The sequence below is a fragment of the Sorangium sp. So ce124 genome (assembly GCF_051525235.1).
GTDB classification, from domain to species: domain Bacteria; phylum Myxococcota_A; class Polyangia; order Polyangiales; family Polyangiaceae; genus Sorangium; species Sorangium atrum.
In genome coordinates this window covers 10309721-10334661 of record NZ_CP150312.1, presented here as the reverse complement: position 1 = coordinate 10334661, position 24941 = coordinate 10309721, and the positions used below count along the sequence as shown (strand labels likewise).

The 24941-nt window shown below is 70.8% G+C and carries 26 protein-coding genes and 1 pseudogene; 16 read left to right on the top strand and 11 right to left on the bottom strand.

The features are described from left to right. The first annotated feature begins 48 nt into the window (after positions 1–48). Complete coding sequence (locus WMF19_RS38895) at positions 49–171, top strand: hypothetical protein (protein WP_437894978.1); 123 nt, start codon at positions 49–51, stop codon at positions 169–171. A gap of 865 nt (positions 172–1036) precedes the next feature. After that, a complete protein-coding gene (locus WMF19_RS38890; RefSeq protein ID WP_437894977.1) occupies positions 1037–2014 on the top strand; it encodes a hypothetical protein in 978 nt (325 codons plus the stop codon). 304 nt (positions 2015–2318) lie between these two features. Here the strand turns inward: WMF19_RS38890 and WMF19_RS38885 are convergent. Next, a pseudogene (locus WMF19_RS38885) lies at positions 2319–2576 on the bottom strand (hypothetical protein); the annotation flags it as partial. Positions 2577–3401: 825 nt separating this feature from the next. Between WMF19_RS38885 and WMF19_RS38880 the strand changes: the two are divergent. From WMF19_RS38880 to WMF19_RS38825, 12 genes are all read left to right on the top strand, one after another. Beyond that, a complete protein-coding gene (locus WMF19_RS38880; RefSeq protein WP_437894976.1) occupies positions 3402–3848 on the top strand; it encodes an ATP-binding cassette domain-containing protein in 447 nt (148 codons plus the stop codon). A gap of 130 nt (positions 3849–3978) precedes the next feature. Further along, a complete protein-coding gene (locus tag WMF19_RS38875) occupies positions 3979–5907 on the top strand; it encodes a hypothetical protein (protein WP_437894975.1) in 1929 nt (642 codons plus the stop codon). 443 nt (positions 5908–6350) lie between these two features. Next, a complete protein-coding gene (locus WMF19_RS38870; protein WP_437894974.1) occupies positions 6351–6716 on the top strand; it encodes a hypothetical protein in 366 nt (121 codons plus the stop codon). Further along, the gene (locus WMF19_RS38865) at positions 6698–7480 is read left to right on the top strand and encodes a hypothetical protein (RefSeq protein ID WP_437894973.1); all 783 of its coding nucleotides are present in this window, start codon (positions 6698–6700) and stop codon (positions 7478–7480) included. The genes WMF19_RS38870 and WMF19_RS38865 overlap by 19 nt, the downstream gene beginning before the upstream one ends. A 510-nt stretch (positions 7481–7990) precedes the next feature. Beyond that, a complete protein-coding gene (locus WMF19_RS38860; protein ID WP_437894972.1) occupies positions 7991–8827 on the top strand; it encodes a hypothetical protein in 837 nt (278 codons plus the stop codon). Between the two features lie 934 nt (positions 8828–9761). Continuing rightward, positions 9762–10289: a MerR family transcriptional regulator gene (locus WMF19_RS38855; RefSeq protein ID WP_437894971.1), complete on the top strand. Its 528-nt coding sequence runs from the start codon at positions 9762–9764 to the stop codon at positions 10287–10289. 18 nt (positions 10290–10307) lie between these two features. Next, the gene (locus WMF19_RS38850; RefSeq protein ID WP_437901718.1) at positions 10308–11525 is read left to right on the top strand and encodes an IscS subfamily cysteine desulfurase; all 1218 of its coding nucleotides are present in this window, start codon (positions 10308–10310) and stop codon (positions 11523–11525) included. Between the two features lie 72 nt (positions 11526–11597). Beyond that, positions 11598–12035 (top strand): Fe-S cluster assembly scaffold IscU, encoded by a 438-nt coding sequence (gene iscU / locus WMF19_RS38845; RefSeq protein WP_272102765.1) that lies wholly within the window; start codon positions 11598–11600, stop codon positions 12033–12035. A gap of 73 nt (positions 12036–12108) precedes the next feature. Beyond that, entirely contained in the window at positions 12109–12585 is a 477-nt protein-coding gene (locus WMF19_RS38840; RefSeq protein ID WP_437325153.1) for a HesB/IscA family protein, read from the top strand. A gap of 56 nt (positions 12586–12641) precedes the next feature. Beyond that, the gene (gene hscB / locus WMF19_RS38835) at positions 12642–13178 is read left to right on the top strand and encodes a Fe-S protein assembly co-chaperone HscB (RefSeq protein ID WP_437894970.1); all 537 of its coding nucleotides are present in this window, start codon (positions 12642–12644) and stop codon (positions 13176–13178) included. Beyond that, positions 13175–15181, top strand: coding sequence for a Fe-S protein assembly chaperone HscA (hscA, locus tag WMF19_RS38830; RefSeq protein WP_437894968.1), 2007 nt, complete (start codon positions 13175–13177; stop codon positions 15179–15181). Before hscB ends, hscA begins: the two co-directional genes overlap by 4 nt. After that, positions 15181–15537 (top strand): 2Fe-2S iron-sulfur cluster-binding protein, encoded by a 357-nt coding sequence (locus tag WMF19_RS38825; protein ID WP_437295123.1) that lies wholly within the window; start codon positions 15181–15183, stop codon positions 15535–15537. The genes hscA and WMF19_RS38825 overlap by 1 nt, the downstream gene beginning before the upstream one ends. A 53-nt stretch (positions 15538–15590) precedes the next feature. Here the strand turns inward: WMF19_RS38825 and WMF19_RS38820 are convergent, their stop codons facing one another. Beyond that, positions 15591–15866 (bottom strand): hypothetical protein, encoded by a 276-nt coding sequence (locus WMF19_RS38820; RefSeq protein ID WP_437794973.1) that lies wholly within the window; start codon positions 15864–15866, stop codon positions 15591–15593. 263 nt (positions 15867–16129) lie between these two features. On the opposite strand from WMF19_RS38820, the gene WMF19_RS38815 reads away from it, so the two are divergent. Next, the gene (locus WMF19_RS38815) at positions 16130–16684 is read left to right on the top strand and encodes a DUF4142 domain-containing protein (RefSeq protein ID WP_272102759.1); all 555 of its coding nucleotides are present in this window, start codon (positions 16130–16132) and stop codon (positions 16682–16684) included. A 66-nt stretch (positions 16685–16750) separates the two neighbouring features. On the opposite strand, the gene WMF19_RS38810 is transcribed toward WMF19_RS38815, so the two are convergent. The 4 genes from WMF19_RS38810 to ychF form a co-directional block, all read right to left on the bottom strand. Next, entirely contained in the window at positions 16751–17377 is a 627-nt protein-coding gene (locus tag WMF19_RS38810; RefSeq protein WP_012239945.1) for a hypothetical protein, read from the bottom strand. After that, positions 17374–18012: a hypothetical protein gene (locus tag WMF19_RS38805; RefSeq protein WP_272102758.1), complete on the bottom strand. Its 639-nt coding sequence runs from the start codon at positions 18010–18012 to the stop codon at positions 17374–17376. The genes WMF19_RS38810 and WMF19_RS38805 overlap by 4 nt, the downstream gene beginning before the upstream one ends. A gap of 157 nt (positions 18013–18169) precedes the next feature. Further along, positions 18170–18574 (bottom strand): hypothetical protein, encoded by a 405-nt coding sequence (locus WMF19_RS38800; RefSeq protein WP_437894967.1) that lies wholly within the window; start codon positions 18572–18574, stop codon positions 18170–18172. A 177-nt stretch (positions 18575–18751) separates the two neighbouring features. Continuing rightward, complete coding sequence (ychF, locus tag WMF19_RS38795) at positions 18752–19843, bottom strand: redox-regulated ATPase YchF (RefSeq protein ID WP_272102756.1); 1092 nt, start codon at positions 19841–19843, stop codon at positions 18752–18754. On the opposite strand from ychF, the gene WMF19_RS38790 reads away from it, so the two are divergent. Next, on the top strand, positions 19842–20252 hold the full coding sequence (locus WMF19_RS38790; protein WP_437894966.1) for a hypothetical protein: 411 nt from the start codon (positions 19842–19844) through the stop codon (positions 20250–20252). The two genes, ychF and WMF19_RS38790, sit on opposite strands and share 2 nt — an antisense overlap. 24 nt (positions 20253–20276) lie before the next feature. Here WMF19_RS38790 and WMF19_RS38785 read toward each other — a convergent pair whose 3' ends face one another. The 5 genes from WMF19_RS38785 to tpiA form a co-directional block, all read right to left on the bottom strand. After that, complete coding sequence (locus tag WMF19_RS38785; protein WP_437894965.1) at positions 20277–21395, bottom strand: DegT/DnrJ/EryC1/StrS family aminotransferase; 1119 nt, start codon at positions 21393–21395, stop codon at positions 20277–20279. Further along, positions 21392–22066 (bottom strand): acyltransferase, encoded by a 675-nt coding sequence (locus WMF19_RS38780; protein ID WP_437894964.1) that lies wholly within the window; start codon positions 22064–22066, stop codon positions 21392–21394. Before WMF19_RS38780 ends, WMF19_RS38785 begins: the two co-directional genes overlap by 4 nt. Beyond that, positions 22063–23718, bottom strand: a complete 1656-nt coding sequence (locus tag WMF19_RS38775; protein WP_437894963.1) for a hypothetical protein — start codon at positions 23716–23718, stop codon at positions 22063–22065. Before WMF19_RS38775 ends, WMF19_RS38780 begins: the two co-directional genes overlap by 4 nt. A 6-nt stretch (positions 23719–23724) precedes the next feature. Next, positions 23725–23997 carry a preprotein translocase subunit SecG gene (secG, locus tag WMF19_RS38770; RefSeq protein ID WP_272102752.1) on the bottom strand — a complete coding sequence of 91 codons (273 nt, stop codon included), beginning with the start codon at positions 23995–23997 and terminating at the stop codon, positions 23725–23727. Between the two features lie 107 nt (positions 23998–24104). Continuing rightward, positions 24105–24938, bottom strand: a complete 834-nt coding sequence (gene tpiA, locus WMF19_RS38765) for a triose-phosphate isomerase (RefSeq protein ID WP_437901717.1) — start codon at positions 24936–24938, stop codon at positions 24105–24107. Positions 24939–24941: the final 3 nt, after the last annotated feature.

The following is a 24941-nucleotide window of genomic DNA, read 5'->3' as shown; positions in this document are numbered from 1 at the left end:
GAGATCGAGCCTCGACAGCCGCGCAAGGCCATGCTGACGATCAAGGTCGTGAGCTGCAGACGCTGCGGCAACGACCTACATTTACCCCCTGGAGGGCGGGATCGGCTCCGCGAGATCCTGGCCCCCGTCGTGATGAGGCACGACTTCGCCGGCTGGGTCGTCCAGGCGTAAGGGTCAACCCGAGGCGGGTCGCTTTGCCAGGGCTCGACATTTCCGAATTTTTATTCGCTTCTCCTCTCGGGCTTCATAGCACCACCGAATCACACTCTCCCGCAACCGCTTGGAATCACTAAAGTTCTCATCGTATCACGGGCTCTAAAACCCAAATCATTCGATCGCTTACAGAGCTGCGCGGCGCAGTGGTGCTAGCTTTCTCTCGTGCTAGCACCAAACGCCCCCGAGCCCATCGGAGCGTTCACCGACGACTTCCGCCTCAACGCATGATCGACGCCTGAGCCCGGCTGCTGCGGGCTCTCGTCCCAGTGGGATGCTTGTCGTGAGGAGGCGACGATGGCGACGGACACAACGACGACCCAGGCGAACGAGGCGCCGCCGCAGGCGTGGGTACGCTGGCAGCGCGAGCATGCGGACGTGCTGGAGGGGGCGACAGGATCGCAGCAAGTCCTGCTGGAAGCGGCGGTGCGGTTCGTGGCCGTCATCGCGGCCCAGCCGATCCTGCTCCGCGTAGCAGCCTATTTCCTCCTGCATGCGGAGATGGGCCTGTCCGCGGCGCAAGTGGACGCGGCGGTGGGCCGCACCGACCGGGCCATGCGCACCGTGCGCACGCTCACGGCGCAGCAGATGCTCGAGTCGATCTGGGCGGAGCTCGGGCGACACCGGCAACCGCGGCTGCGCCCGGAACATGCTGGTCCGATCGCCAAGTACCTCGTCGACCCTCCACGATGCACTCAGCCCGAGGTGGTCGCGTTCATCGAGCGCGAGCGCGGGATCGACATCGAGCAGCAGACGCTCCGCCGGTTTCTCGACGCCTACGGCCTTTACGCCTTTCGCCCTGATCACGATCGCGCGGAGGCGCATGTCGCGCGCCCACCTCGTCGGGCGCACCCATTTCGGGGGCGCCTTCCTCCTGCTGCCGGCCGCGCTCGCCCTGAGCCGCGTCGCGGAGGGCACGCTGGCCAGGGCGCTGGGAAGCGCGGGCAAGGCGCGGCGCCTTGTGCTGTCGCTGTTCTTCCGCGCGGCCCTGGGCACCGAGCGCATCCTTCATTTCGAGACCCTCGACGATCCGGGCTTCGCAATCCTGTCTGGCGGCAAGAAGGTCATCTCTCGGTCTCGCCTCGGTGGGCTGGTGCGCGCGGTGACGACGGAAGGGGTCAAGAAGCTCACACTCGCCACCGAGTCGCGGGGTGCGCTGCGCCACCGCAGGGTGACACTGAGCCTCGATGAGCACGTCGTCGCCCGCTTCACGCGCAAGTTCAAGATCCCGAAGGGCTTCCACACCCTCCGCAACAAGAAGATGCGCGCCGAGAAGCTCTTCTTCCTGCACTGGCCCGAGGCGCGCCGCTTCCTCGGGCTCGTCGTCACCCCCGGCAACGGCAAGCTCATCGAGCGGACCCTCGGCTTCCTCCGCGCTGTGCGTCGGCGCGTCCAGGTCCATCAACTTCGCCTGATCATCGACGCGGGCGCCTCCGCCACCAACGAAGGCCTCCGGCGCCTCGATCACTTTGGCAAGACCGTGTTCTTGATCCGCGCGCCTCGTCGGCCGGGCTATGTGGACGCCTGGAAGCGATTGCCACGAGCGCGGTTCACCCCCTACGAGGAGCCCGGCCGGTACAAGGGCGCCAAGCCCAAGAAGATCGAGCTCGCCGAGACGACCACCACGATCCGCGGCATCGCTCGGCCCCTCCGTACCGTTGTCGTGCGCGAGCACGCGATGAAGGGCGCGGTAATACCAGTGAGCGACCGAGATCGTGGTCGCCTCGACGTGTACCACCAGCTCTGCGTGCATGATCGGCTCGACGTGCACGGGCGACGCGTCGCGCGAAGGCGCGCATAGCAGCGCTGACGCGAGCGCAGCCGCAGGCGACGCAGCCGCAGGCGACGCAGCCGCAGGCGCGCGTGCGGGCGCGGGCGCAGGTGCGGGCGCCGCGCACGGCATCGACTTCATCGCGCGTTCCGGTGGCCTCGGCGTCACGAGCGCGCGCCATGACGAGCGAGGTGCGACGACGCCGTGGTAGCGGACAAGCGGACGCGCCGAGGACGGCCGGCTTCGTCGCCGCGAGCGCGCGCAGCTCGAACGACAGCGACATCACCCAATGTCTGAGCGGCGCGTTGGGAAGCACGCGATCGACGAGGGTCGCGGCCTCGTTGCACATCCGGCGCGCGGCGCAGCTCGGGCATGGGCTGCGCTGCTTGCACGAGAAGGCGACGGCGTTGCTGCTTGCGACCGTCGTGCCGCTCCGCCAGCTCGTCTCCTGGCTGTCCGGCGTGGCCGCGATCGACGCGAGCGCGTTGCTCAAGCAGCGCCTGCTCGCGGGCGCGCTCTCGCTCGAGCCGGAGGAGGTCCGGAGCGACGGCGCCGGCCGGTTCCTCAGCCGCGTGATCGAGTCCGAGGCCATCGAGGCGCTCGCCCTCGGCGGCGGCGTCGCCTCGATCGCGGCGGCGCTGGAGCTCGTCGTGGCGGCGGTCGTGCTCGCGCAGGGCGCGGCGGGCGCGCTTCATGCGCTCCTCCTGCTCGTCTGGGCAGCGGTGGTCTTCGCGCTCTGCCTCCGCTTCTACCGGCGCCGCGAGCGCTGGACGGCGGCGCGGCTCGCGATAACCCACGACCTCATCGAGCGGCTGGTTGGCCACCGCACCCGCCTCGCCCAGGAGGTCCCCGGGCGCGTTCATCGCGGAGAGGACGAGGCGCTCTCGCAGTACCTGCTCCGGTCGCGCGAGCTCGACCACAGCCAGGTCGAGCTCGCCGCGATCGTGCCGCGCGGATGGCTCATGGCGGGCATCGTGGGCCTCTTGCCGCCGTTCCTGTCCGGCGGCGGATCCCCGGCCACGTACGCCGTCGCGCTCGGGGGCGTCCTGCTCGCGAGCCGCGCCCTGCAGGGGCTCGCGGCCGGCCTGTCGAGCCTCGCGAGCGCGGCCATCGCGTGGCAGCAGGTGGTCACGGTGTTCCGGGCGGCCGCCCGCGGGGCGCCGCCGCCGCCTCCGCTGCCGCCCGGCGCCGCGCGCACGCCCGACGGACGCCTCCCCGGCGGGCCCGACGGCCCGGCCGAAGGTGGGGTGCGCCCCGTGGTCCTGGACGCGCACGGGCTCGTATTCCGGCACAAGGGCCGGGCGAGGCCCACGGTGAGCGACCTCTCGCTCCGGATCACGGCGGGCGAGCGCATCCTGCTCGAGGGGCGTCGAGCGGCGGGAAGTCGACGCTGAGCGCTGTCCTCTCGGGGCTGCGCGTGCCCGAGTCGGGGCTGCTCCTGCTGAACGGGCTCGATCGCCACATGCTGGGCGCGCCCGCGTGGCGCCGCCTCGTCGCGGCGGCGCCGCAGTTTCACGAGAATCACGTCCTCGCCGGGACGTTCGCCTACAACCTCCTGATGGGCCGGCGCTGGCCGCCGCGGCCCGGCGATCTCGAGGAGGCCGAGGCGCTCTGCCACGAGCTCGGTCTCGGCGATCTGCTCGCGAGGATGCCGTCGGGGCTCGATCAGGTGGTGGGCGAGACGGGCTGGCAGCTCTCGCACGGCGAGCGGAGCCGGCTCTACATCGCCCGCGCGCTCCTGCAGGGCGCCGAGATCGTGCTGCTCGACGAGAGCTTCGCGGCGCTCGACCCAGAGACGCTAGAACGAGCGCTCCGGTATGTGCTCGGGCGGGCGCGGCCCCTCGTCGTCATCGCCCACCCGTGACATCCGGCGCGCCATGGTGAATGCTGCAGTCCGGTGCAGCAACGAAGCCCTTGGGAGATATGGAGGAACCATGCGTACCCCCCGCACGCTTCTTGGGTTGGCGATCGGCGCTCTAATGGCCATGTCGGCCGTGACCGCACAGGCCGCGATATCCATCTCCGTCGTCGAAGCGACGGACGGACAGTTCGTCCAGGGAAACCTCTTGACCGTACACGTCATCCCAGAGGGGGACGCCACTCCCTCTCTCGTGACGGCAGAGTACGGAGGCATGGCGATCGAGCTCGCTCCGGCGGCCTCTGGCTCCTATGAAGGGACGTTCGACATCAGCGAGGTCGCCTACGGGCCTCACCCGCTGACGGTCAGCGTATTCGACCCGTCGGGGGGCGAGGAGACCGCGCAGACGATCGTGCACAAGTACGCGCCGCCGACGGCCTGGCTGTCGATGCCGAGGCCGAGCAGCGTGCTCGGACCCGCGCCGATCTTCGATGCGAGGTGCACGCCGACTCCGCCTTACGACTGCACCGACGTTTGCGTGACCCTCTCCGTGATGGGTGAAACCAAGGGGCAGCGCTGCTCCCACCGCGAGCCGGGCGAGTCGCCGGCGCCGCTGGCGCTCTATTGGTATTTCCCTTGGCGTCAAGATCCCACCACGCCGCTCCTCTCTGAGGGGGACGTGGTGACCATCACCGTCTCCGCGCGCGCCGGGCTTCAAGGGAGCGCCAGCCCTGGCCCCGAGGTGAAAGAGGAGGTCGGGCCCATGTACGTCGAGACGAGCAGCAAGCTCACCTCTGCCCAGAGCGTTCCCGGTGCCATCCTCGATTTCGACGCCACACGCATCCTGTTCGCCCATCACCTCGGGCCGGTCGGCGTCATGAGCCGCGCCACGCAAGAGGTGACGTGGCTCTCGACGCTCCCGCGGGATCCGGCGGGGACCGTCACGACGTACGGCGCGCTCACGCCGTCCGGGGCCGTGGTCCAGTCGTCGAGCGGCCGCATCTTCAAGTGGGTCGACGGCCAGTGGACCAGGATAGTCCAGTCCGGGCGGCTCGACGCCGTGAACGGGGACAAGCTCGTCTGGACCTGGGAAGACGACGACAGGGGGTACGTGCACGTGCTGTCCACCGGCGTCAACACGCCGATCTGGAACCGGCCGGGCAGCACGTCGCCGTTCCAGACCGACATCACGCCGTCGGGGGACGTCTATTACAGCTCCTACGAGGAGCCCTGGATTCGCCACCTCATGACCGCCCGCATCGGGAACCATCCCGGCCAATTGCAGCGGCCGATCTCCGACGGCGTGAACGTCGCCGGCGAGTGGTGGGACGGGACGACGAGCTCGAGTTATCTCTTCACGGCGACCGGAGAGGAGGTGTTCCTCGGCGACTCGATCTCCGGAAGCTCCGGCGGGCTCCTGCTGCACGCGGGCTACACCGGGTTCCTGATGAGCGACGGCGCCGTCAATCAGGTCTGGTTGCGGACCCCGGACGGCGAGCCGCACCAGATCAGCGACTTCGCGAGCTCGAGCTCCTTCGATCAGCAGAAACTGCATGTCGGCCACGACGGCATCAGCGACAGCGGTGAAGTCGTGTTCCTCAACGGCAGGAAGCGTCATATCGGCGGCCCGGGCCTCGAGCCCGAGGCGGTCAGCTCGGACCTCGGGCACGCGCGTTGGATCGACGGGAGCTTGCAGCTTTCCATCGGGAACACGCTGTTCCAGGTCGAGCGCGCGTCGGCCGCCGACGCCGGCGAGCCGCCGATCGCCGCGCTGCGCGCCGCTCCGGAAGGGCTCGATGCGCACGACCGGAGCGCCGGCGGGCCCCTCGACGCGGAGGCGCTGGGGGCGCTCGATCTCACGACGCGGCAGCTCGCCCTCCACGAGCCCGTCGTGCCGAGCGAGCAGGACGGGGCGGACGACGCGGCCTTCGGCGCGCGGGGCGAACGCATCCCGGCGGGCCTGGGTTGCAGCGCCGGCACGGCGGGATCGAGCGGGGGCGCCACGGCGCTGGTGATGGCGCTCGCGGGCCTCGCGCTCGGCCGGCGCGGCCGCCGGCGCTCGTAGCACGCCGCGCGGGAGCCGCGCGGGCTCGTCGAGAGCGCCGCGCGGCCCCGCCTCACGCATCCCTCAGCGCGCCGCGGCCCCCTCGCGGCGAGCAGGCCCGCAGAGCGCGCACCTGTGCCGCGAACCACCTCGGCTCGGCTCAAGGGACATCGGTCCAGCTCACGGGCGATAACCGGAATACGGATAGATCCCCAGCGAGTGAGGGCGCGCCAACCATCGCGACCACAGCCGCGCGTACCGGGCGCGGCGTCGCGAGGCCGATCGTGCCGCCGTGAGCGATGGCGGCGGCGCGGCTTCGCCACCGGCGTCGCCGTCGTGCGTGACGGATCAGGCTGCCGAGAAGTTGGCCTTTACGGTCACCGTCGCTCCGCCCGAGAGCGCGCCCGCCGAAGAGACACCGGCCGCGTCGCACTCGGCAGGAGACTCAATCGATGGATGCGACCATGGTGAGGTTGTCCCCGGAGCCGACGCGCACGCGCCTGCTCATCACGCAGGGAGCGAAGGACATCGGCAAGGTGATCCTGCCGCCGGCGCCGGGGGTGCACCGGCGTGCGGCGACGACGTTGCACGAGGGGCTCTCGCACTTTTTGGGAGAGCGTCTCTGCGTTGTGCTGTGTGTGGACGAAGAATCGACTTCGTCGAGCGAGCTCGGCCTCCTCGACGGACTCGGTTACGGCGAGCGCAACGTCTTTTACGAGGTGGGCGTGGCAGCACGTGCGTCCCGCGTCCGTCGTCGCGCAGCACGCGCCCTGCGGCTGCCAGGTGACTTCCGTGACCTGAGGCAGCTGACGTGGGAGTGGTCGCGATGACGATCGATCGACAGATCGAGGCCGAGATCCGCCGTCTCTTCTTCTGCGAGCACTGGAAGAAGGGGACGAGCGCGGAGCAGCTCGGCCTGCATCACGACGTCGTGGACCGTGTCGTCGGTCCCCATGGTCCCTCGCCGAAGAACAAGGGCCCGCGCCCGAGCGTGCTCGACGCCTACCACGGTTTTGTGCTCAAAACCCTCGGTCTTTATCCAACGCTGGCCTCGACATGCCTGTACGACATGATCGTCGAGCGCGGCTATACTGGCAGCATCCGGACGCTCCGGCGATTCGTTCTCTTGAATCGCCCGGTGCCGACACACGAGGTGTACCTGCGGATCGAGACCCTTGCAGGCGAGCAGTCGCAGATCGACTGGGCCCACGTCGGCAAACTCCGCGTTTCGGGCGGAGTGCGCCCGCTCTACTGCTTCGTGCTGGTGCTGCGCTACTCACGCGCAATATGGGCCGAGTTCGTGCTGGAGCAGACGACGGCGAGCCTTCTCCGCTCGCTCGTACGCGCGGCGCAGTACTTCGGCGGCGTCACCCACGAGTGGCTCTTCGATTACGTGGCGCGTCACATAATCGAAGAACCACCCGAGCGGCGACCCCGCGCCGTCCGACGACGACGTGGAGCTGACCCGGGAGATCGAGCACGCCGCCCACCTGCTCGGCGTTCCCCTCCAGGACCACGTCATCGTGACGCCCGCCGGGCGCTTCGCCTCGGTCTTCCGGGCTGGCTTATCCCGCTAGAGCGACGAACGGGTTGAAACCGCGTGCGATCAGCAAGAAGTTGAACCGCCAAAGCGCCAAGGACGCCAAGATTTTATTGTCTTCTTGGCGTCCTTGGCGCTTTGGCGGTTGTTTTCTCTGGTTTCCAAGCTGATCGGTACTCTAGACGCTCGCGAGCCTGGCGCCCACCGGCCTCACCGCCGCCACATCCCTGCGCCGCACGGGGCGATCCCCAGGCCGGGGACGCCGCCGCCGCCGCGGGCGCCCCCGCCGGGGTCCCGCCCCGGGCCGCACAGGGTGCTTCCTGTCCCGCTCCTGGCCAGAACGATGCCAACCCAGCTATCCCCGCAACATCCCAGATCCTTCTCTCGAATACTTCCCCCGCGCTCCCCGCCACAGAGCAGGAATTCGACACCCTCGCTTCTTCTATAAATCGTCTTCCTCTCCAGTTCTCCCTGGACACCTCTCTTCACATCATGAATAGAGGACGCTGGCCCGTCTGGCATTCCAGCGCAATCCGCGCTCCTGCCACGGACGAGGGTGATCTCATGAGCAAATACACCGCATCGGAAGTGATCCAGCTCCCCCGCTTCACCGCCGTCGGGGCGATGGCGCTGGGCGAGCAGCTGCTCACGGCGGCGAAGCCTTCCAGGAAGCAGCTCGCGAAGGGCATTGCGCGGGTGCTCGCGGCGCTTTCGTCGCGCCACGGCGAGCTCGCGTCGGCGCTGCGCGATCAGGTCTCGCTTTCAGGGGGAGGGGAGGAGAGCGAGGATGCCGTCCAGTGCGACCGCGTCCTCGACGGTTGCTGGAGCGGCCTCCACGACTTCCTGACCGCGTTCACCAAGCTGCCGCCCGGCGCGCCCGAGGTCGCCGAGGCGAGCTCGCTGAAGGCGACCCTCTTCACCGGAGGGCTCAAGTTCCTCCAGCGCACGTACGTCCTGCAATGGTCGGAGAGCGAGCTCCGGATCCAGCGGATCCACAAGAACGGCCTCGACGCGCGCATCGAGGCGCTCGGCGGCAAGCGGTTCCTCGCCGCCCTCGAGGCCGCGCACGCCGCGTACGGCAAGGCGCTCGGCGTCACCGCGCCTGCGGCCGCCGCCACGGCGGCGCCGCCGAGCGTGCGCGAGGCGCTCGACGCGTTCACCGAGGCGCTGCGCGCGTACGTGATCAAGGTGATGGGCTCGGTCGAGCCCGACAAGTCGGAGACGCAGGAGCTTGCGGACAAGCTGCTCGCGCCGCTCGCGAGCTGGAGCGTCGGGCCGAGCGGCCGGGGAGCCGCCCGGAAGAACGGCAAACCCGAGGGCGAGCCCGCAGCGCCTGTCCCGCCCGGCGCGCCCGTTCCGCCCGATGGGCAGAGCGCCGAGCCGGTGCCGGCCGACCTCTGAGCCCGCTCGCGTAACGCATGCGCGCAGGTGGCGCTGCGCCCCCTCCGCTTCGTCCCCCTCGTCACCCGCCCCAGGAGCAAGCCTCCGTCCCCCGCCGTGGCGCCGTCCGGTGCCACGGGCGCTCGGGCGTCCCGTCCCCCTTCCTCGGTCTGCCACGGAGCGGACAGCGCCCGTGACCTGTGCCAGGCCGCCGTGACCTGTGCCAAGTGAGGGGGGTCCGGCACCGGCTCAAACGCAATGCATTGCGACACACCGGAGTCCGGACCCCTCGATGTCGCTCTGCAGAGCGTCTTCGGGAGCAAAAATGTGCCAGAATTCGCCTCTCGCATCGCATTTTTGTGCCAAGAGCCCCTCGAACGCCCTCCTTGTTGTGCCAGAAGGGGGGTCGGGATCCCTCCAGCCCGCAGATCAGAGCGTCTGCCGTGGCTCGGGACCCCTCCAGACCGCAGATCAGAGCGTCCGCCGCGGCTCGGGAACGCCTCTCGTAGGATCGCGGAGCACGACCTGCGCGGGATCGCGGTCGCGCCATCTACTAGCCGTCGACTCCAGCCGATACCGTCGTAATAGGTAACACGTGCGCGTCGTTCATGAGCCCTGCGGCCACGCAAGTCGACGTCGGGCGTCCCCGAGCAGCCGCTGCGCGCACGCACTTCGCAGCGTGCGGCGTCCAAAGCGTGCTCCTCCAGCATATCAAGGAGCGCCCGATTCCGCCTCCTTCCGCTGTTTCACGCTGGCCCCGTACGACCCGGTTGACAGTCTTGGCGCTCCGACCTACAAGGTCCCCAACCCTCACGCGTACGTAAGGGTCATGGTTTCAACCGAGCACGGTTTCGAGCGCGATGGCCCGATGACCACCCGCCACCACCTTCCGCTAGCCCACGAGCAAAGCATCGCGGGGCCCGTCACGTCCAGCACGTCCCGAACGGACGACCTGATGGGGGCTCTCGGTGGCGCCGAGGAGGAGGAGCGCCTCCTTCAGGTGGGGGACATCGCCAAGGCAACCGGGAAAACCGTGCGGGCAATCCACCACTACGAAGAGGTGGGGTTGCTCACGCCGCACGCCCGCTCCAAGGGGCGCTACAGGCTCTACGATCACGCGGCCCTGACCCGCGTCCGGTGGATCGGCAAGCTCCACGACCTCGGCCTGTCGCTGAGCCAGATCCAGCAGATCGTCTCGACCTGGGAGTCGTCCCCCTCGGCCCCCGGCGCGATGGCGCAGATCCGCCACGTCTACCAGCAGAAGCTCGAAGAGGTGCGGGAGCAGGTCGCGCACCTCAAAGCCCTCGAGCACGAGCTCGTGGCGAGCCTCGCCTACCTCGACACCTGCGAGACGTGCGACCCGGCGGAGCTCGTCGCCGCCTGCACGAACTGTAACCTCCACGACAAGAGCACGGCTGAGCCCGAGCTCGTCGCCGGTATCCGCGGCAATGGGCATTGCCGCCACGGCTCGAATCACCGCTGAGCGAGAAACACCATGGGTATCCAGCTTCCGATCTACATGGACTACCACGCGACGACGCCTGTCGATCAGCGTGTCCTCGACGCCATGCTGCCGTATTTCAACGGCAAATTCGGCAACGCCGCGAGCCGGAGCCACGTCTTCGGCTGGACGGCCGAGGAGGCGGTCGGCCACGCGCGCGAGACGCTCGCCAGGTTCATCGGCGCCTCGAACCCCAAGGAGATCGTCTTCACCTCCGGCGCGACCGAGAGCGACAACATCGCCATCAAGGGGGTCGCCGAGTTCTACAAGGACAAGGGCAACCACATCATCACGAGCGTCATCGAGCACAAGGCGGTGCTCGACACCTGCAAGCGGCTCGAGAAGCAGGGCTACGAGGTCACCTACCTCAAGGTCGACAAGTACGGAATGGTCGACCCGGACGACGTCGCCCGGGCGATCACCGACAAGACGATCCTTGTGTCGATCATGCTGGCCAACAACGAGGTCGGCACGGTCCAGCCCATCGCCGAGATCGGGAAGATCACGAAATCGAAGGGCGTCCTGCTCCACTCCGACGCGGTGCAGGGGGTCGGGAAGGTCCCGTTCAACGTCGAGCAGATGGGGGTCGACCTCGCGTCGGTGACGGCCCACAAGATCTACGGCCCGAAGGGCATCGGCTGCCTGTACGTGCGCAGGTCGAAGCCGCGCGTCCGCATCACCGCGCAGATGGACGGCGGCGGCCACGAGTTCGGCATGCGGTCCGGCACGCTCAACGTGCCCGGCATCGTCGGGTTCGCCAAGGCGGCCGAGATCCTCATCGAGGAGGGCGAGGCGGAGTCGGCGCGCATCCTGTCGCTGCGCGAGCGGCTCAGGAACCGGCTCTGGAAGGAGCTCGACGCCATCCAGCTGAACGGCTCGCCCGATCGGCGGCTGCCGGGCAACCTCAACGTGTCGTTCAGCTTCGTCGAGGGCGAGGCCATGATGATGGCGATCAAGGACGTGGCGGTCTCGAGCGGCTCGGCGTGCACGAGCGCCAGCCTGGAGCCCTCCTACGTCCTCCACGCGATGGGCATCGGCGACGACCTCGCCCACTCGTCCATCCGGTTCGGGCTCGGGCGCTTCACCACCGAGGAGGAGGTCGACTACGTGGCCGACCTCGTGATCCGGAAGGTGAACAAGCTGCGCGACATGTCGCCGCTCTACGAGATGCACAAAGAGGGGATCGACCTGAACAGCGTGCAGTGGGCGGCCCACTGACGAGCGGCGCGGGCGCCGCCGGCCCGACAGAGCGAGATTTCGAGACGAAAGGAAACGGTCGAGGAGAGAGCCATGGCATACAGCGATAAGGTCATCGAGCACTACGAGAACCCCCAGAACGTCGGCACGCTCGACAAGAATGACGAGCACGTCGGCACCGGGCTCGTCGGCGCTCCGGCCTGCGGCGACGTCATGCGCTTGCAGATCAAGGTCGGCGAGGGCGGCGTCATCGAGGACGCGAAGTTCAAGACGTTCGGCTGCGGGTCGGCCATCGCGTCGTCGTCGCTCGCCACCGAGTGGCTGAAGGGCAAGACGATCGACGAGGCCGAGACGATCAAGAACAGCATGATCGCCGAGGAGCTCCACCTGCCTCCGGTGAAGATCCATTGCTCGGTCCTCGCCGAGGACGCGATCAAGAGCGCCATCGCCGACTTCCGCGCCAAGCAGCAGGCGAAGAAGGAGCTCGCGGGCGCGGCGCCTTCGGCCACCGCGACGGCGAGCGCTGAGTAACAGCGCCGGGGCTTCGGGGCGGAGGCGGCCCACAGCACCGGAACCGGAACCGGAACCGGAGAAGGAACGACGCATGCAGAGCAGTGAGCAGACCACGACCAAGGCGGCGGACACCGGGCCGCACGCCGCGCCGACCGCGACCGCGGACGCCGCGCCCGCGCGCGGCGACGGGGCCTCGGGCGAGGCGGAGGCGAAGTCGAAGCGGACGCTCTCGGTCAGCGACGCCGCGGTGCAGGCCATCCGGGCGCAGCTCGCCAAGCGCGGCACGCCCGAGGGCGCCATCCGGGTCGGGATCCGCGGCGGCGGCTGCTCCGGGTTCTCCTACGTCATCGAGTTCGAGGACAAGCCGCCCCGGTCCGGCGACCTCGTCCTGGAGTTCGCCGAGCCGGACAAGGCGACCGTGCGCGTCTTCTGCGACAAGAAGAGCATCCTCTACCTGGGCGGCTCGGTGCTCGACTGGGAGAAGACGCTCATGTTCCAGGGCTTCAAGTTCAAGAACCCGCACGAGGCGACGCGCTGCGGCTGCGGGCACTCGTTCACGGTGGCCTGAGCCGCCGCAGGGAGCGCGCGCGAGAGCTCGCCGAGGCGCCTCCCCCAGAGCACGCCATGACCGATCCCTTCGATACCCTGGGCGTCGAGCCGCGGTTCGACCTCGACCTGCGCACGCTGGAGCAGCGCCACCGCGACCTCTCCCGCGCGCTCCACCCCGATCGCTACGCGGGCGCCCCCGCGGCCGAGCGCCGGCTCGCGCTCGGCCGCGCGATCGAGGCGAACGACTCCCTGCGCGTCCTCAAGGATCCGATCCGCCGGGCGGAGGCGCTGCTCCAGCGAGCCGGGGTCGCGCGGGGCGAGGAGGGCGAGCAGAAGGCCTCCCCCGCCCTGCTCATGGAGATGATGGAGTCGCGCGAAGAGCTCGCCGAGGCGGCGAAGGGGCGCGATCCCGCGCGGATCGCGCGGCTCGGCGAGGCGATGCTCGCGCGCGAGCAGGCGACCCTCACGGCGATCCAGGGCGCCTTCGCCGCCGCAGGGAATGATCCGGAGCAGCTGAAGGGCGTGCTCGCCTTGCTCAGCGAGCTCCGCTACATCCGGCGGTTCCTCGACGAAGTGAGCGCCATCGAAGAAGAGCTCGCAGATTTGAAATGACCCTCCTCGAAATTTTCGACCCCAAAGCAAGGCCCAGCCCGATCGGCATCGATCTCGGGACGACGAACTCGCTCGTCGCTCGCGTGCGCGACGGCCGCCCGGTGGTCATCGACGACTGCAACGGAGAGCGGCTCGTGCCTTCGGTCGTGCACTACGACGAGCGCGGGCACGCGGTCGTGGGCGACAGCGCGCGGCGGCTCGCGCAGAGCTACCCCCGCGAGACCATCGTCAGCGTGAAGCGCTTCATGGGCCGCGGCGCGAACGATCCGGAGACGCGGCGGCTCGGGCCGTACGAGTTCGCGGAGCCCAAGGGCCCCGAGGACGCGAAGAGCGTGCGCTTCAAGGTGCGGGACGCGGTCGTGACGCCCGTCGAGGTGTCGGCGGAGATCTTGAAGGAGCTCCGCACCTCGGCGGAGCGCGAGCTCCGCTCCGTGGGCGGCGCTGTGATCACGGTGCCGGCGTACTTCGACGACGCCCAGCGGCAGGCGACCAAGGACGCCGGCCGGCTGGCCGGGCTGGAGGTGCTGCGCCTGCTCAACGAGCCGACCGCCGCGGCGCTCGCCTACGGGCTCGACAAGCAGCAAAACGGCCTGTTCGCCGTGTACGACCTCGGCGGCGGGACGTTCGACGTCACCGTGCTCCTGCTCGACAACGGGGTCTTCCAGGTGAAGTCCACCGGGGGCGACAGCTCGCTCGGCGGCGACGACATGGACAGGGCGCTCGCAGAGCGGCTGCTCGAGGAGATGGGCGCGACGCGGCGCACGCCCGAGGTGGTGCGGCTCGCGCTCGACACCGCCCGCAGCATCAAGCACGCGCTGACCGACGCGACGCAGATCGAGATCGAGCTGCCCGTGCAGGCGGCGGAGGCGACGGGCGGCCCGGCGTCGAAGCTGGTCACCGTGACCCGCGACGAGCTGAACGCGCTCATCACGCCGCTCCTGGAGCGCACGGGCGTCGCGTGCCGCCGCGCGCTCCGCGACGCGGGCGTCCAGGCCGCGGACCTCGACGGCGTGATCCTCGTGGGCGGCGCGACGCGCGTGCCCCACGTGCGCGACTACGTGGCGAGCCTCTTCGGCAAGGAGCCGCTCAAGGACATCGATCCCGAGGAGGTCGTCGCGCTCGGCGCGGCCATCCAGGCCGACATCCTGGCCGGCTCGATGGATCGCGCGGACGAGGTGCTCCTGCTCGACGTGCTGCCGCTGTCGCTCGGCATCGAGACGATGGGCGGCGTCGCCGAGAAGATCCTGCCGAGGAACACGACGATCCCGGCAGGGGCGCGGCAGGTCTTCACGACGTACGCGGACAACCAGACCGGGTTCGATCTCCACATCGTGCAGGGCGAGCGGGAGCTCGCCGCCGACTGCCGATCGCTCGCGCGCTTCGTGCTGAAGGGGATCCCGCCGATGCCCGCGGGCATGGCGCGGCTCGAGGTGACGTTCCGCGTGGACGCCGACGGCCTGCTCGGCGTGACCGCGCGCGAGCTGACGACGGGGGTCGAGCAGAAGGTCGAGGTCAAGCCGAGCTACGGGCTGACCGATGAGGAGGTCGAGGACATGCTCCTCGCGGCGCTGGACCACGGCGAGGAAGACCTCCTCAAGCGCCGGCTGGTCGAGGCGCGGGTCGAGGGCGAGCGCGTGGCGATGGCGACGCGCAAGGCGCTCGCCGCGGACGCCGATCTGCTCGAGCCGGGCGAGCGCGAGGCGATCGAGGGCGCGCTGAAGGGCCTCGACGCCGCGATCCGCGGGGACAAGCCGGGGCTCATCCTGGCGCGCACGGAGGCGCTCGACGAGGCGACGCACGGCTGGGCTGGTCGGCGGATGGACCGCGCCGTGGCCAGGGCGATCGCGGGCAAGCAGGTCGAGGACGTCGAGGCGAAGGTCGCCGCGGCGAAGGGCGTGGACGCGCACCTGGCCGAGCACGGCGGGGACGACGCGAGCCACCCGCCGGTCGAGGCGGGCGGCGCTGGCCCGGCGAAGGCCGGCGTCGAGGCGAGGAGGAGCTGATGGCCAAGGTCCGATTTCTGGCGCACGGCCGCGCGTGGGAGGTCGAGGCCCCGGTGGGCTCGTCCGTCCTCCAGGCGTCGAAGTCCGTGGGCGCGCCCGAGGGCGACGCGTGCGGCGGCGTCTGCGCGTGCTCCACCTGCCACGTCTACGTCACGAAGGGGCGCGAGCTCCTCAGCGAGGCCGAGGAGGACGAGGAGGACATCCTCGACAAGGCCTTCGACGTCCGGTCGACGAGCCGCCTCGGCTGTCAGGCGAAGATCTTGAAAGACGGCGATATCGAGGCGGAGATCTCCCGCGAGAGCCTCGACGCTTTCTACAACGAGCACCCGAACGTGAAGGATCCGCGCAAGGGCTGAGCCCTCGGCGCGGGCCGACCAGCGCCATCAGCGCGCAACGACGGCAGGGACGGCTACGGCGGCGGGCTCACCTTCGTGGTCGTCGGCTTCGGTTCGCGCTGCGCGGGCGGCGGGCGGCGGAGCTTGTCCAGCTCCGTGCGCGCCTCGACGGCGATGCGCCGAGCGATGTGGGCGAAGGCCGAGACGGCCTCCCTGGCGGGCGGCGTCGAGACGATCGCGACGAGGTGCTGCGCGGCCGTCTTCCTGCCGATGGGGACGAGGAAGAAGGTCAGGGCGGCGAGGAGGAATACGACGCCGTTCGTGAGGCGCTTGAAGAACTCGCCGACCACAGGCGCGGAGCGTAGATGGAGCGATCGGCCGGGGCCCAGTTCTCGGGCGCCTTTTGCCCTTCCGCCGGGCGCGGCCTGCTGCGCCGAGCGCGTGGACGGCGGACCGCCCCATGTTCGCTGCCCCTTGCCAGAGCGCCGGCGACTCACGACATACGGCGAGCGCATCGACCCGGGGGCGCCGAGCAGTGGAGTCCGGCCGTCCCGGGGCGATCGAGCGATCGGCACGGCCGCCGGAAGGCGGCCGGGACAAGGAGGGGACTGAGATGCTCAAGCCTGTTCTATTCACCATCATGATGGCGGCGGCGTCCGCGCCGGCCTCTGCTGCTGCAGAGGGGCAGGGCTCGACAGGGCAGCAGGCCCAGGCCAACCAAACCAAGCTCAGCGAATCAGATCGGGAGTTCGTCGAGAAGGCTGGTCAGGGAGGGCTCCTGGAGGTGCGGCTCGGGCAGCTCGCGAAGCAGCGCACCGCGAGCCCGGAAGTGAAGCGCTTCGCGCAGCGGATGGTCGACGATCACACGGCGATCAACAAGCGGCTCGCGGAGCTCGCGCACCGCAAGGACGCGCTCGTGCCGCAGGAGCTCGCGCAGAAGCACCGCGAGGACGTCGACAAGCTGTCCAAGAAGACAGGGGCCGAGTTCGACAGGGACTACATGAGCGCGATGGTCGATGACCACCAGCGCGACATCGAGGAGTTCGAGAAGGCCTCGAAGGAGGCGAAGGACGCCGACGTGAAGCACTTCGCCGCCTCGACGCTGCCGCAGCTCCAGGAGCACCTCGCGATGGCGAAGCAGGTCCACGGCAAGGTGAAGGGGAAGTAGCGGCGCGAGCGCGCCGGCCCCGCGCGGCGCGGCCGGCGCACCGCCGCGCCGCCGACGAGGGCGAGGTCAGGCGACCACGCGCGCCGCGCGCTCGGGCCTCTCCGCTGGCGGCGGGGTCGTCCTCGACCTCGCCGCGCCGCGGACGGGCGCGAGCTTGCCCCGGAGCTTCTGGTACGCGGCCGTGTCGACCGGCTCGCCCCGGACCCAGGTGCGGATGAACGGCGCCACCCCGGACTCCCAGGCGGCCCCGAGGCGAAGCGCGAGGAACTCGCCGTAGAGCGCGGTGAAGAGCGTCTCGAGCTCCTCGATGAGGTACATGCGCTCGTAGAACTGCTCGTCCACGGCGTCCTTGACGACGCTCGGGATCTTCACGCCCGAGAGCGAGAACGCGTCGGCGTTGAACAGGAAGGCATACTCGAGCTCTCCGCGCGTGACGCGGACGCGCGCGTGCGACGGGAGCTTGCCCTGGCGCAGCGCCTCGTGGGCCTCGGGGGCGCTGCTCGGCGCCGCGCCCTTGAGCCGGCTCTGCTCCTTCTCCTGGACGAGGGTGATCTGCCCCTCGAGCCAGAGCTCGCAGACGCCGAGGGCGTCCAGGGAGAAGCGGCCCTCGAAGAGCTCGCTCTCGAACCAGAGCCAGACGAGGAATTCGCGGCCGACGAACCGGCGCTGCTCGATCAGCTCAGCGAGGCTCACAGGGCACCTCCAAGGGTCGATTCAGCGTGGAAGACCGTGGGCTTGAGCAGCTCGAACGCGGCCAGCTGCTCGGCCGTCAAGCCGAGCTCACGGGCGGCCGTGTACGGGCTCTCCGGCACGAGATCGAGCTCGAAGGTCTCCTCGAAGAGCTCCGAGAGCCCCTCGTGCGCGCGCGGCGACTGGTTCCAGAACCGGACGACGCCGGCCTCCAGGTTCCAGGACAGATCCACGACCTTCATCACCGGCATGAGCTGCGCGCGGAGCTTCCTCGACACGACGGCCCGGAGCTCCTCCTTCTCGCGCCGCCCGAGCTTTTCGCGCCCGCGCTTGGCGAGGTGCTCCCGCTCCGCCTCGGCGAAATGCGCCTTGAAGAGCGCCGAGGGCACCTGCCAGCGATCGGTCCTGAGGCCGAGGTTGATGTACGAGTTGAAGAAGATCTTGCCGTGATCGAGCTCGCAGTCGAGCGGATTCTCGATGGAGCACCACCCGGCGCGCTGCTCCGCGTCCTCCTCGACCGTGAGCGGCCGGAACGCGCGGAGCTGGATTCGCTCGACGAACCTGTCGCGGAACCCCTCGGTGAGCTCGCCGCGGACATAGAACTTCGAGAATGAGATGGATCCTTTGAGTGCGCCCAAATGATCGTCCTTTCGTCTCGTGAAGGGCGAAGGAGGTAGCCGAGCGGATCCAGGGGGTCAAAAAACCGGACGGCGCGCCGCGGCCATCGGCCACCATCGGCCAGGCGACGCCGACGAACGGCGACGGCCGCCAGGCGGGCTGGGCAGCGAGGCGCGGTCAGAGCGGCTGGACCAGCGGCGGGCGCAGCCAGCGGCCCGAGAACGGGCCAGTGAGGTAAAAGCGGTAGTGGAGGAAATAGGGCTCTTCGTCGGGCCCGCAGAAGACGACGGTGGATCGCAAGAAGCGGCCGAAGACGTCGTCGCCGGGCTCCGCGGACAGGCGGTGGCCGATGGCCGGCGCGGACACCGCAGGAAAGCGGGGCGGCGCGCCCTCCGAGAACCCGCGCGGCAGATCGCACGGAGCGGGCGGAACAGGCGCCCGCTCCGCGCCGACGCCCGGGTCCGGGGCGCCCGCCTCCTCGGGCGGGACGTCGGTGGAAGCCGCGACGCAGCCCGCTACGGCGCTCCCCGACGAGGCAAGGAGAACCAGCACACGCCACGCGCCGACGCTCGCCCTGGGCACCGTCCTGCCTCCGTCCGAGAAGCGCGAGTCCGCGGAGGGCCGGCGGTCGTGGCCGGCACACCGCGCCTGCGCGAACGCCGGAGGAGCAACGGCGGTGCCGCGCCGCCCGCGCAGCAGGGGCGCACCGAGCGCGCTCGCGGAGCCCGACGGCAGCGGGCGCGCTCGTGGGGCGGACGGTCAGACGTTGAAGAGGAAGTGCGCGACGTCGGCGTCCTGGAAGACGTACGTCTTGCCCTCGACGCGCAGCTTGCCGGCGGCGCGGATGGCGGCCTCGGTCCTGTGCTCGACGAGGTCGTCCACCCTGTAGACCTCCGCCCGGATGAAGCCCTTCTCGAAATCGCTGTGGATGACCCCCGCGGCCTGCGGCGCCGTACACCCGATCGGGATCGTCCAGGCGCGGATCTCCTTGGGACCGGCCGTGTAGTAGCTCTGGAGGCCGAGCAGCCGGTAGGCCTCGCGCGCGAGCGTCGAGAGCGCCGGCTCCTTCATGCCGAGGCTCTCGAGCATCTCCTTGCGCTCGTCGGGCGCGAGCTCGTTCAGCTCCGCCTCGAGCTTGCTGCAGACGGGCACGACGCCGCTGCCCTCGGAGGCGGCGCGCTCGCGCACCTTCGTCGCGAGCGGGCCCGTGCCGGAGACGTCGGACTCGTCGACGTTCGCCACGTAGAGGACCTTCTTCGCCGTGATCAGGCCGAACGTCTTCACGACCTTCCGCTGCTCGTCGTCGAAGGAGAGCCCGCGGACGGGCTTGCCGGCCTGGAGCGCCTCGAGGCACTTCTCCATGAGCGCGATCTTCGGGAGGAGCTCCTTGTCACCCTTGGCCTGCTTCCGCGTGCGCTCCAGCATCCCCTCGAGGGAGCCCAGGTCGGCCAGCATCAGCTCGGTCTCGATCGTGTCGATGTCGCGGAGCGGGTCGACCCCGCCGTCGACGTGCACGACGTCCGCGAGCGTGAAGCAGCGGACCACGTGGAGGATGGCATCTACCTCGCGGATATGACTCAGGAATTTGTTCCCGAGCCCCTCGCCCGTGCTCGCGCCGCGCACGAGCCCGGCGATGTCGACCACCTGCACCATGGCGGGGATGATCTTCTCGGTCTTGATGAACTTCGCGAGCGTCGTGAGCCGGTCGTCAGGGACAGGGACGGCGCCGACGTTGGGCTCGATCGTGCAGAAGGGGTAATTCTGCGCCTCGGCCTTGGCGGCCGTCAGCGCGTTGAACAGGGTGCTCTTGCCCACGTTGGGCAGTCCGACGATGCCAACCTCGACGCTCATGGCGCGCACGTCTAGCACAGGCAGGGTCGCGCGGCCCGACCCCGTGGGCAGCACCGCCCAGCGAGATTCCCGGTTTGCCGCGCCGCCGTCCGCCGTCAGCGCCGCGCGCGGCCGGGCGCGCGGCGCTGACGGCGAGGTGCTCGACGAACGCGCGCACCCGCGCGGGCAGGAAGCGCGACGGGAGGTACACCCGCGACGACCTGGCGGCGCACAGGGAGCCCCCGGCGAGCACCTCGCGCAGCCTGCCCGCGGCGACGTCGGGCGCGGCGAGGTGCGCGGGCAGCTCGGCCGGGCCGAGGCTTCACGCGCCGATGGTACGCTCCGGAGATCGGATTCACCGCTCGCGAGGCTCCGCGCGAAGGTGCCGCTGGACGAGGGCGCGCTGCGGATCATCGACGCGGCGCCTTGACGCCGCTGCGCCGAAGCGTCCGGCTCAGCCGAAAAACGAGGCGATAGCGGTCGCCACGCGGGCGACCTCCTCGCCTGTGAGCTCGGGAAAGATGGGGAGCGCGAGCGTGTCGCGCGCCGCCGCCTCCGCGACCGGAAGGGAGCCCTCCGGCGGGCCAAGGCGCGCGAAGCAGGGCTGGAGGTGGAGCGGCGCGGGATAATAGATCTCGGTGCCGATGCCCTGCTCCGCGAGCGAGCTCCGCAGCGGATCGCGCAGAGAGGCATCCTTCAGGCGAATGACATACTGATTGAACGTGTGCCCCGCAGCGCCGGCGTCCGGCAGCGCCAGCGGCAGATCTCGCCCCCCGAGCAGCGCGGCATACCGCGCGGCGTGCTCGCGCCGCCGCTCGAGGAGCGCGCCGAGCCGCGGGAGCTTGCGCCGGAGGAGCGCCGCCTGGAGCGCGTCGAGCCGGAAGTTGCCGCCGATGCGGGTGTGATGGTGCTTCCTCCGAGCGCCCTGCGCCCTGAGCGTCCGGACGCGCTCCGCGAGCTCGTCGTCGTCGGTGGCCACGAGCCCGCCATCGCCGAAACCGCCGAGGTTCTTGGTCGGGAAGAACGAGAAGCACCCCATGAGCCCGAGCGCCCCCGCGCGGCGGCCGCCGCGCTCGGCGCCGAACGCCTGGGCCGCGTCCTCGATGACCGGCAGGCCACGGCCGCCCGCGATCGCGAGGAGCTCATCCATGGGCGCGCAGTGGCCGAAGAGGTGGACGGCGAGGATCGCCCGGGTGCGCTCGGTCAGGGCGCGCGCCGTGGAGGCAGGGTCGAGGTTCAACGAGCCAGGGAGCACGTCCGCGAAGACCGGCGTGGCGCCGGAGCGATGGATGGCGCCCGCGGTCGCGAAGAACGTGTACGCGGGGCACACGACCTCGTCGCCCGCGCCGACGCCGAGCGCCATCAGCGCGACGAGCAGCGCGTCGGTGCCGGAAGAGACGCCGATCGCGTGCCGGACGCCGAGGTACGCGGCGCACTCCGACTCGAAGGCCTCGACCTCCGGACCGAGGATGTAGTGGCCGCTCCGGAGGACGGACTGGAACACGGCGGAGAGCTCGTCCTGCAGGGCGAGATCGCCGCGGGCTCGATCGAAGAAGGGAACAGGGGCGGTCATCCGTCGGTGTCCTCCGCGGAGAGGGGATCGCGGTAATGGCGCGTGGCCGCGGCGCGGGGCCGGGCGAGCGGCGCGTCCTCGTCGAGGTCGAGACAGCGGACGATGTCGCCGCGGCGCTCGTAGCGATAGCCGCTCTCGGGGCAGCGCAGGAGGCCGTCGCGCGAAGCGACGAGCTTGTGGCCGTGGCGGCTCATCCAGCCGGTGCGCCGGGCCGGCACGCCGGTGACGAGCGCATAGTCGGGCACGTCGCGCGTGACGACCGCGCCGGCGCCGACGAACGCATGGCGCCCTATCGTGATGCCGCAGACGATGGTGGCATTGGCGCCCACGGTGGCGCCGCGACGGATGCGCGTCGTGTCGAGGAACGCGCGGCGGTCGATCGGGGCACGCGGGTTGACGACGTTGGTGAGCACCGCGGACGGGCCGAGGAACACGTCGTCCTCGACCAGCGTGCCGTCATAAAGAGACACGTTGTTCTGGATCCTGACGCCATCGCCGATGACGGCGGTGCCCGCGACGAAGACGTTCTGGCCTAGGACGCAGGCGCGGCCGATCCGCGCCCCCGCCGAGATATGGCAGAAGTGCCACACCTTCGTCCCCTCGCCGATGTCGCAGGGCTCGTCGATGCACGCAGACGGGTGCGCGAAGAAGGGCTTTGCAGGCTCGCTCATGGCGCCCTGTCCGCGGGGCCGCTGGGGCCACCCTCCGTCAGCGCACCCAGCGCGCCGCCTGCCGGAGGCACCGGCCAGATCCCCCAGGCGCCGCGCGTCGCGAGCGGCGGGCCGGCGAAATCGATGACGGGCGGCCTGACGCGCCCGATGAGGTAGGCGGCGCCCAGGCCGGCGGCGCGGCGCGCGAGCGAGGCGGGGGCCTCGAAGCTCGAGCGGACAGGCGGATCACGGGGATCGATCGAGCGATCGGGGTACACCCCCTCGGGACGCCCGAGGGCGGCGAGCGCCGCGAGGTGGCCATAGTCGACGACCTCGAGGAGGAGGGGCGCGGAAGGAGGCGTGAGCTCCGCGGCGGCGCGGCCGATGGCGACCTCGTCCCTCCGCGGGTTGAAGTGCTCGCGGCGCAGGTGCGGCCGGAAGAAGGCGCCGAGGGCGAGCACCACCAGCAGCGCGCCGCCGAGGGCGCGCCGCGCGCCGGCCGAGGCGCCCCGGAACGCGCGCGCCGAGAGATCCCCGACGGCAAGCGCGAGCAAGAGCAGCGCGAGGAGGGTCGCTCGCTCGGGGTGGTGGGTGGGCGCGCCGTCGCGCACGAGGGCGAGCGAGAGCGCCGCGATCTGGAACGCGGCGACCGCGCCGGGGAGCGCGTACGGACGGGCCGCGCGAAGGAGCGGCGGGAGCGGGCGCGCTGCCCCCGGCGCAGCGCCGCGGCGGGCGCGCCAGGCGACGAGGGCGATGGCGATGGGCCACACGAAGAGCTCCGGCTCCTCGCGGACCATCGCGGCAGGGTACGCGAAGAGCCGCAGCAGGGCGCCGTCGCCGCCCGGGCCGATCGCGTTGCGGTAGGAGGCGACGCGGGCGAGGAAATGCAGCGCGTCGCCGTGGGCGGCGCGGTTCCACGCGATCCACGCGGCGGGCCCGGCGAGCGCGACGAGCGCGGCGAGCACGAGCTTCGCCTGCGCGCCGCGGCCCTGGCCGAGGCGGGCGGCGGCGAGCAGCGCCATCGCCGCGAAGGCGACGGCGACGGACCAGGGCTCGTAGCGGGAGAGCGTCGCGAGCACGAGCGCGAACGCGCCGAGGAGGGCGCGCCCGGCCGGCGGCGCAGGCCCGGCCGGCGGCGTGACGAGCGACGCCACCGCGAACAGCGAGAGGGCGGCGGTCGGCAGCTCGGGGACCGTCGCCACGCCGAGGCAAGCGCTCCAAGGAAAGGCGCCGGCGAGCAGCGCGCCGGCGAGCGCGGCGCGGCGGTCGCCCGTGATCCAGCGGGCGGAGAGGTGGACGAGCGCGGCCGAAGCGAGGCCGAGGGCGAACGCGATGGCGCGGGCGATCTCGAGGGTCGGCGCGAAGACGCGCCCAAGAACGCAGAAGAGCGCGCCGTTGAGCCAGAAAGGGACAGGCAGCCAGCTCGTCCCCGTCGGGTCGAGCCGGGGCGCGTGGGCCCACGCCTGCGCGAGGACCACGCGCGCGAAGTCGTCGTCGCTCACCGCCCGGAAGCCGAGCGCGAGGACCAGGGCGGAGACAACCGCCTTGGCGAGGGCGACGAGGGCAAGGTCGCGCGCGAAAGGGACGGAGACGGCCGACGCCGCATCCACGGACGACCCCACGTCGAGCGCCCTGCCCGCTTCCCTCCCCGGCGCGGGGGCGGGCCCTAGCACGCGAGCCTACTTTTCCTGGGACTTCTCGAACTCGCGCAGCTCGCGGTCGCCTGCCGACGAGAGGTAGGCGAGCGATACGCTCGTCGCCATGAAGACGGCGGCGCAGACGGCCGTGAGGCGGGTCATGAAGTTGCCTGCGCCGCGGCCGCCGAACACCTGCGCCGTCGCGCCGCCCATGGCCGAGCCCATCCCGCCCCCGCGGCCCTGCTGGAGGAGCACGACGAGGATCAGGAACAGACAGACGAACACGTGCACGATGTTGAGGAGCGTGTGAAGCATCGGCGTCTTTCAGCTGGGTGAGTCTGGCCCGCGCGAGGGGCCCAGGGGGGCAAGTGGGCGGCAGGACAGGCCGGCGCTCCCGTGGCGAGACGGGAGCGGCCTGCGATCTACCCCTGTTCCGCGCGCTCCGCCAGTCGGTGAGCGGCCTCGACGATCTTGGCGAAGCCAGCGGCGTCGAGCGAAGCCCCTCCGACCAGCGCGCCGTCGATGTCGTCCTGGGCGAGCAGCGCCTCGGCGTTGTCGGCCTTGACGCTGCCGCCGTAGAGGATGCGCGTGACGCCCGCGAGGTCCTCCGAGGCCTTCGCGAGCAGGCCGCGGATGAACGCGTGCACCTCCTGGGCGTCCTCGGCGCGCGCGACCTTGCCCGTCCCGATCGCCCAGACCGGCTCGTAGGCGATGACGCCGAAGCCGGGCTGCTTCGCGAGCTCGTCGAGGACGGCGCGGACCTGCCGCTCGACCACGGCGAGCGTGTCACCCGCCTCGCGCTGCTCGAGCGTCTCGCCGACGCAGACGATGGGGCGCAGCTCGGCGGCCATCGCCGAGGCGACCTTCCGGGCGACCGACTCGTCGGTCTCGGCGAACAGCTGCCGCCGCTCGCTGTGCCCGAGGATCACCCAGGTCGCGCCTGCGTCCTTGAGCATGCCCGAGGAGACCTCGCCGGTGAACGCCCCGGAGACCTCGGCGCTCATGTTCTGCGCGGCGATGCCGATCTCGCTCTTCGCCTCCGCGAGCTCATGAGCCACGGCGGCGATCGCCGTGAACGGCGGAGCGACCACGACCTCGGCCCGGGTGAGCTCGCGCGTCGCCTTGGCGACGGCCGCCGAGAGGGGACATGCGTCCTGGCCCCCGGCGTTCATCTTCCAGTTGCCGGCGATGAGCGGACGACGCGAGGCCGCCCGCGAGGCGGCGCCCGCCTCTCCGGGCGCGCCCCCATCGTTCACGGG

Coding starts and splice junctions, on each gene's coding strand:
- WMF19_RS38790 (WP_437894966.1), top strand. CDS start 19,842: ATGGCGCGCACGTCTAGCACAGGCAGGGTCGCGCGGCCCGACCCCGTG.
- WMF19_RS38825 (WP_437295123.1), top strand. CDS start 15,181: ATGGCCAAGGTCCGATTTCTGGCGCACGGCCGCGCGTGGGAGGTCGAG.
- WMF19_RS38860 (WP_437894972.1), top strand. CDS start 7,991: ATGAGCAAATACACCGCATCGGAAGTGATCCAGCTCCCCCGCTTCACC.
- WMF19_RS38815 (WP_272102759.1), top strand. CDS start 16,130: ATGCTCAAGCCTGTTCTATTCACCATCATGATGGCGGCGGCGTCCGCG.
- WMF19_RS38870 (WP_437894974.1), top strand. CDS start 6,351: ATGGTGAGGTTGTCCCCGGAGCCGACGCGCACGCGCCTGCTCATCACG.
- WMF19_RS38840 (WP_437325153.1), top strand. CDS start 12,109: ATGCAGAGCAGTGAGCAGACCACGACCAAGGCGGCGGACACCGGGCCG.
- hscA (WP_437894968.1), top strand. CDS start 13,175: ATGACCCTCCTCGAAATTTTCGACCCCAAAGCAAGGCCCAGCCCGATC.
- iscU (WP_272102765.1), top strand. CDS start 11,598: ATGGCATACAGCGATAAGGTCATCGAGCACTACGAGAACCCCCAGAAC.
- WMF19_RS38855 (WP_437894971.1), top strand. CDS start 9,762: ATGGGGGCTCTCGGTGGCGCCGAGGAGGAGGAGCGCCTCCTTCAGGTG.
- secG (WP_272102752.1), bottom strand. CDS start 23,997: ATGCTTCACACGCTCCTCAACATCGTGCACGTGTTCGTCTGTCTGTTC.
- WMF19_RS38780 (WP_437894964.1), bottom strand. CDS start 22,066: ATGAGCGAGCCTGCAAAGCCCTTCTTCGCGCACCCGTCTGCGTGCATC.
- ychF (WP_272102756.1), bottom strand. CDS start 19,843: ATGAGCGTCGAGGTTGGCATCGTCGGACTGCCCAACGTGGGCAAGAGC.
- hscB (WP_437894970.1), top strand. CDS start 12,642: ATGACCGATCCCTTCGATACCCTGGGCGTCGAGCCGCGGTTCGACCTC.
- WMF19_RS38890 (WP_437894977.1), top strand. CDS start 1,037: ATGTCGCGCGCCCACCTCGTCGGGCGCACCCATTTCGGGGGCGCCTTC.
- WMF19_RS38785 (WP_437894965.1), bottom strand. CDS start 21,395: ATGACCGCCCCTGTTCCCTTCTTCGATCGAGCCCGCGGCGATCTCGCC.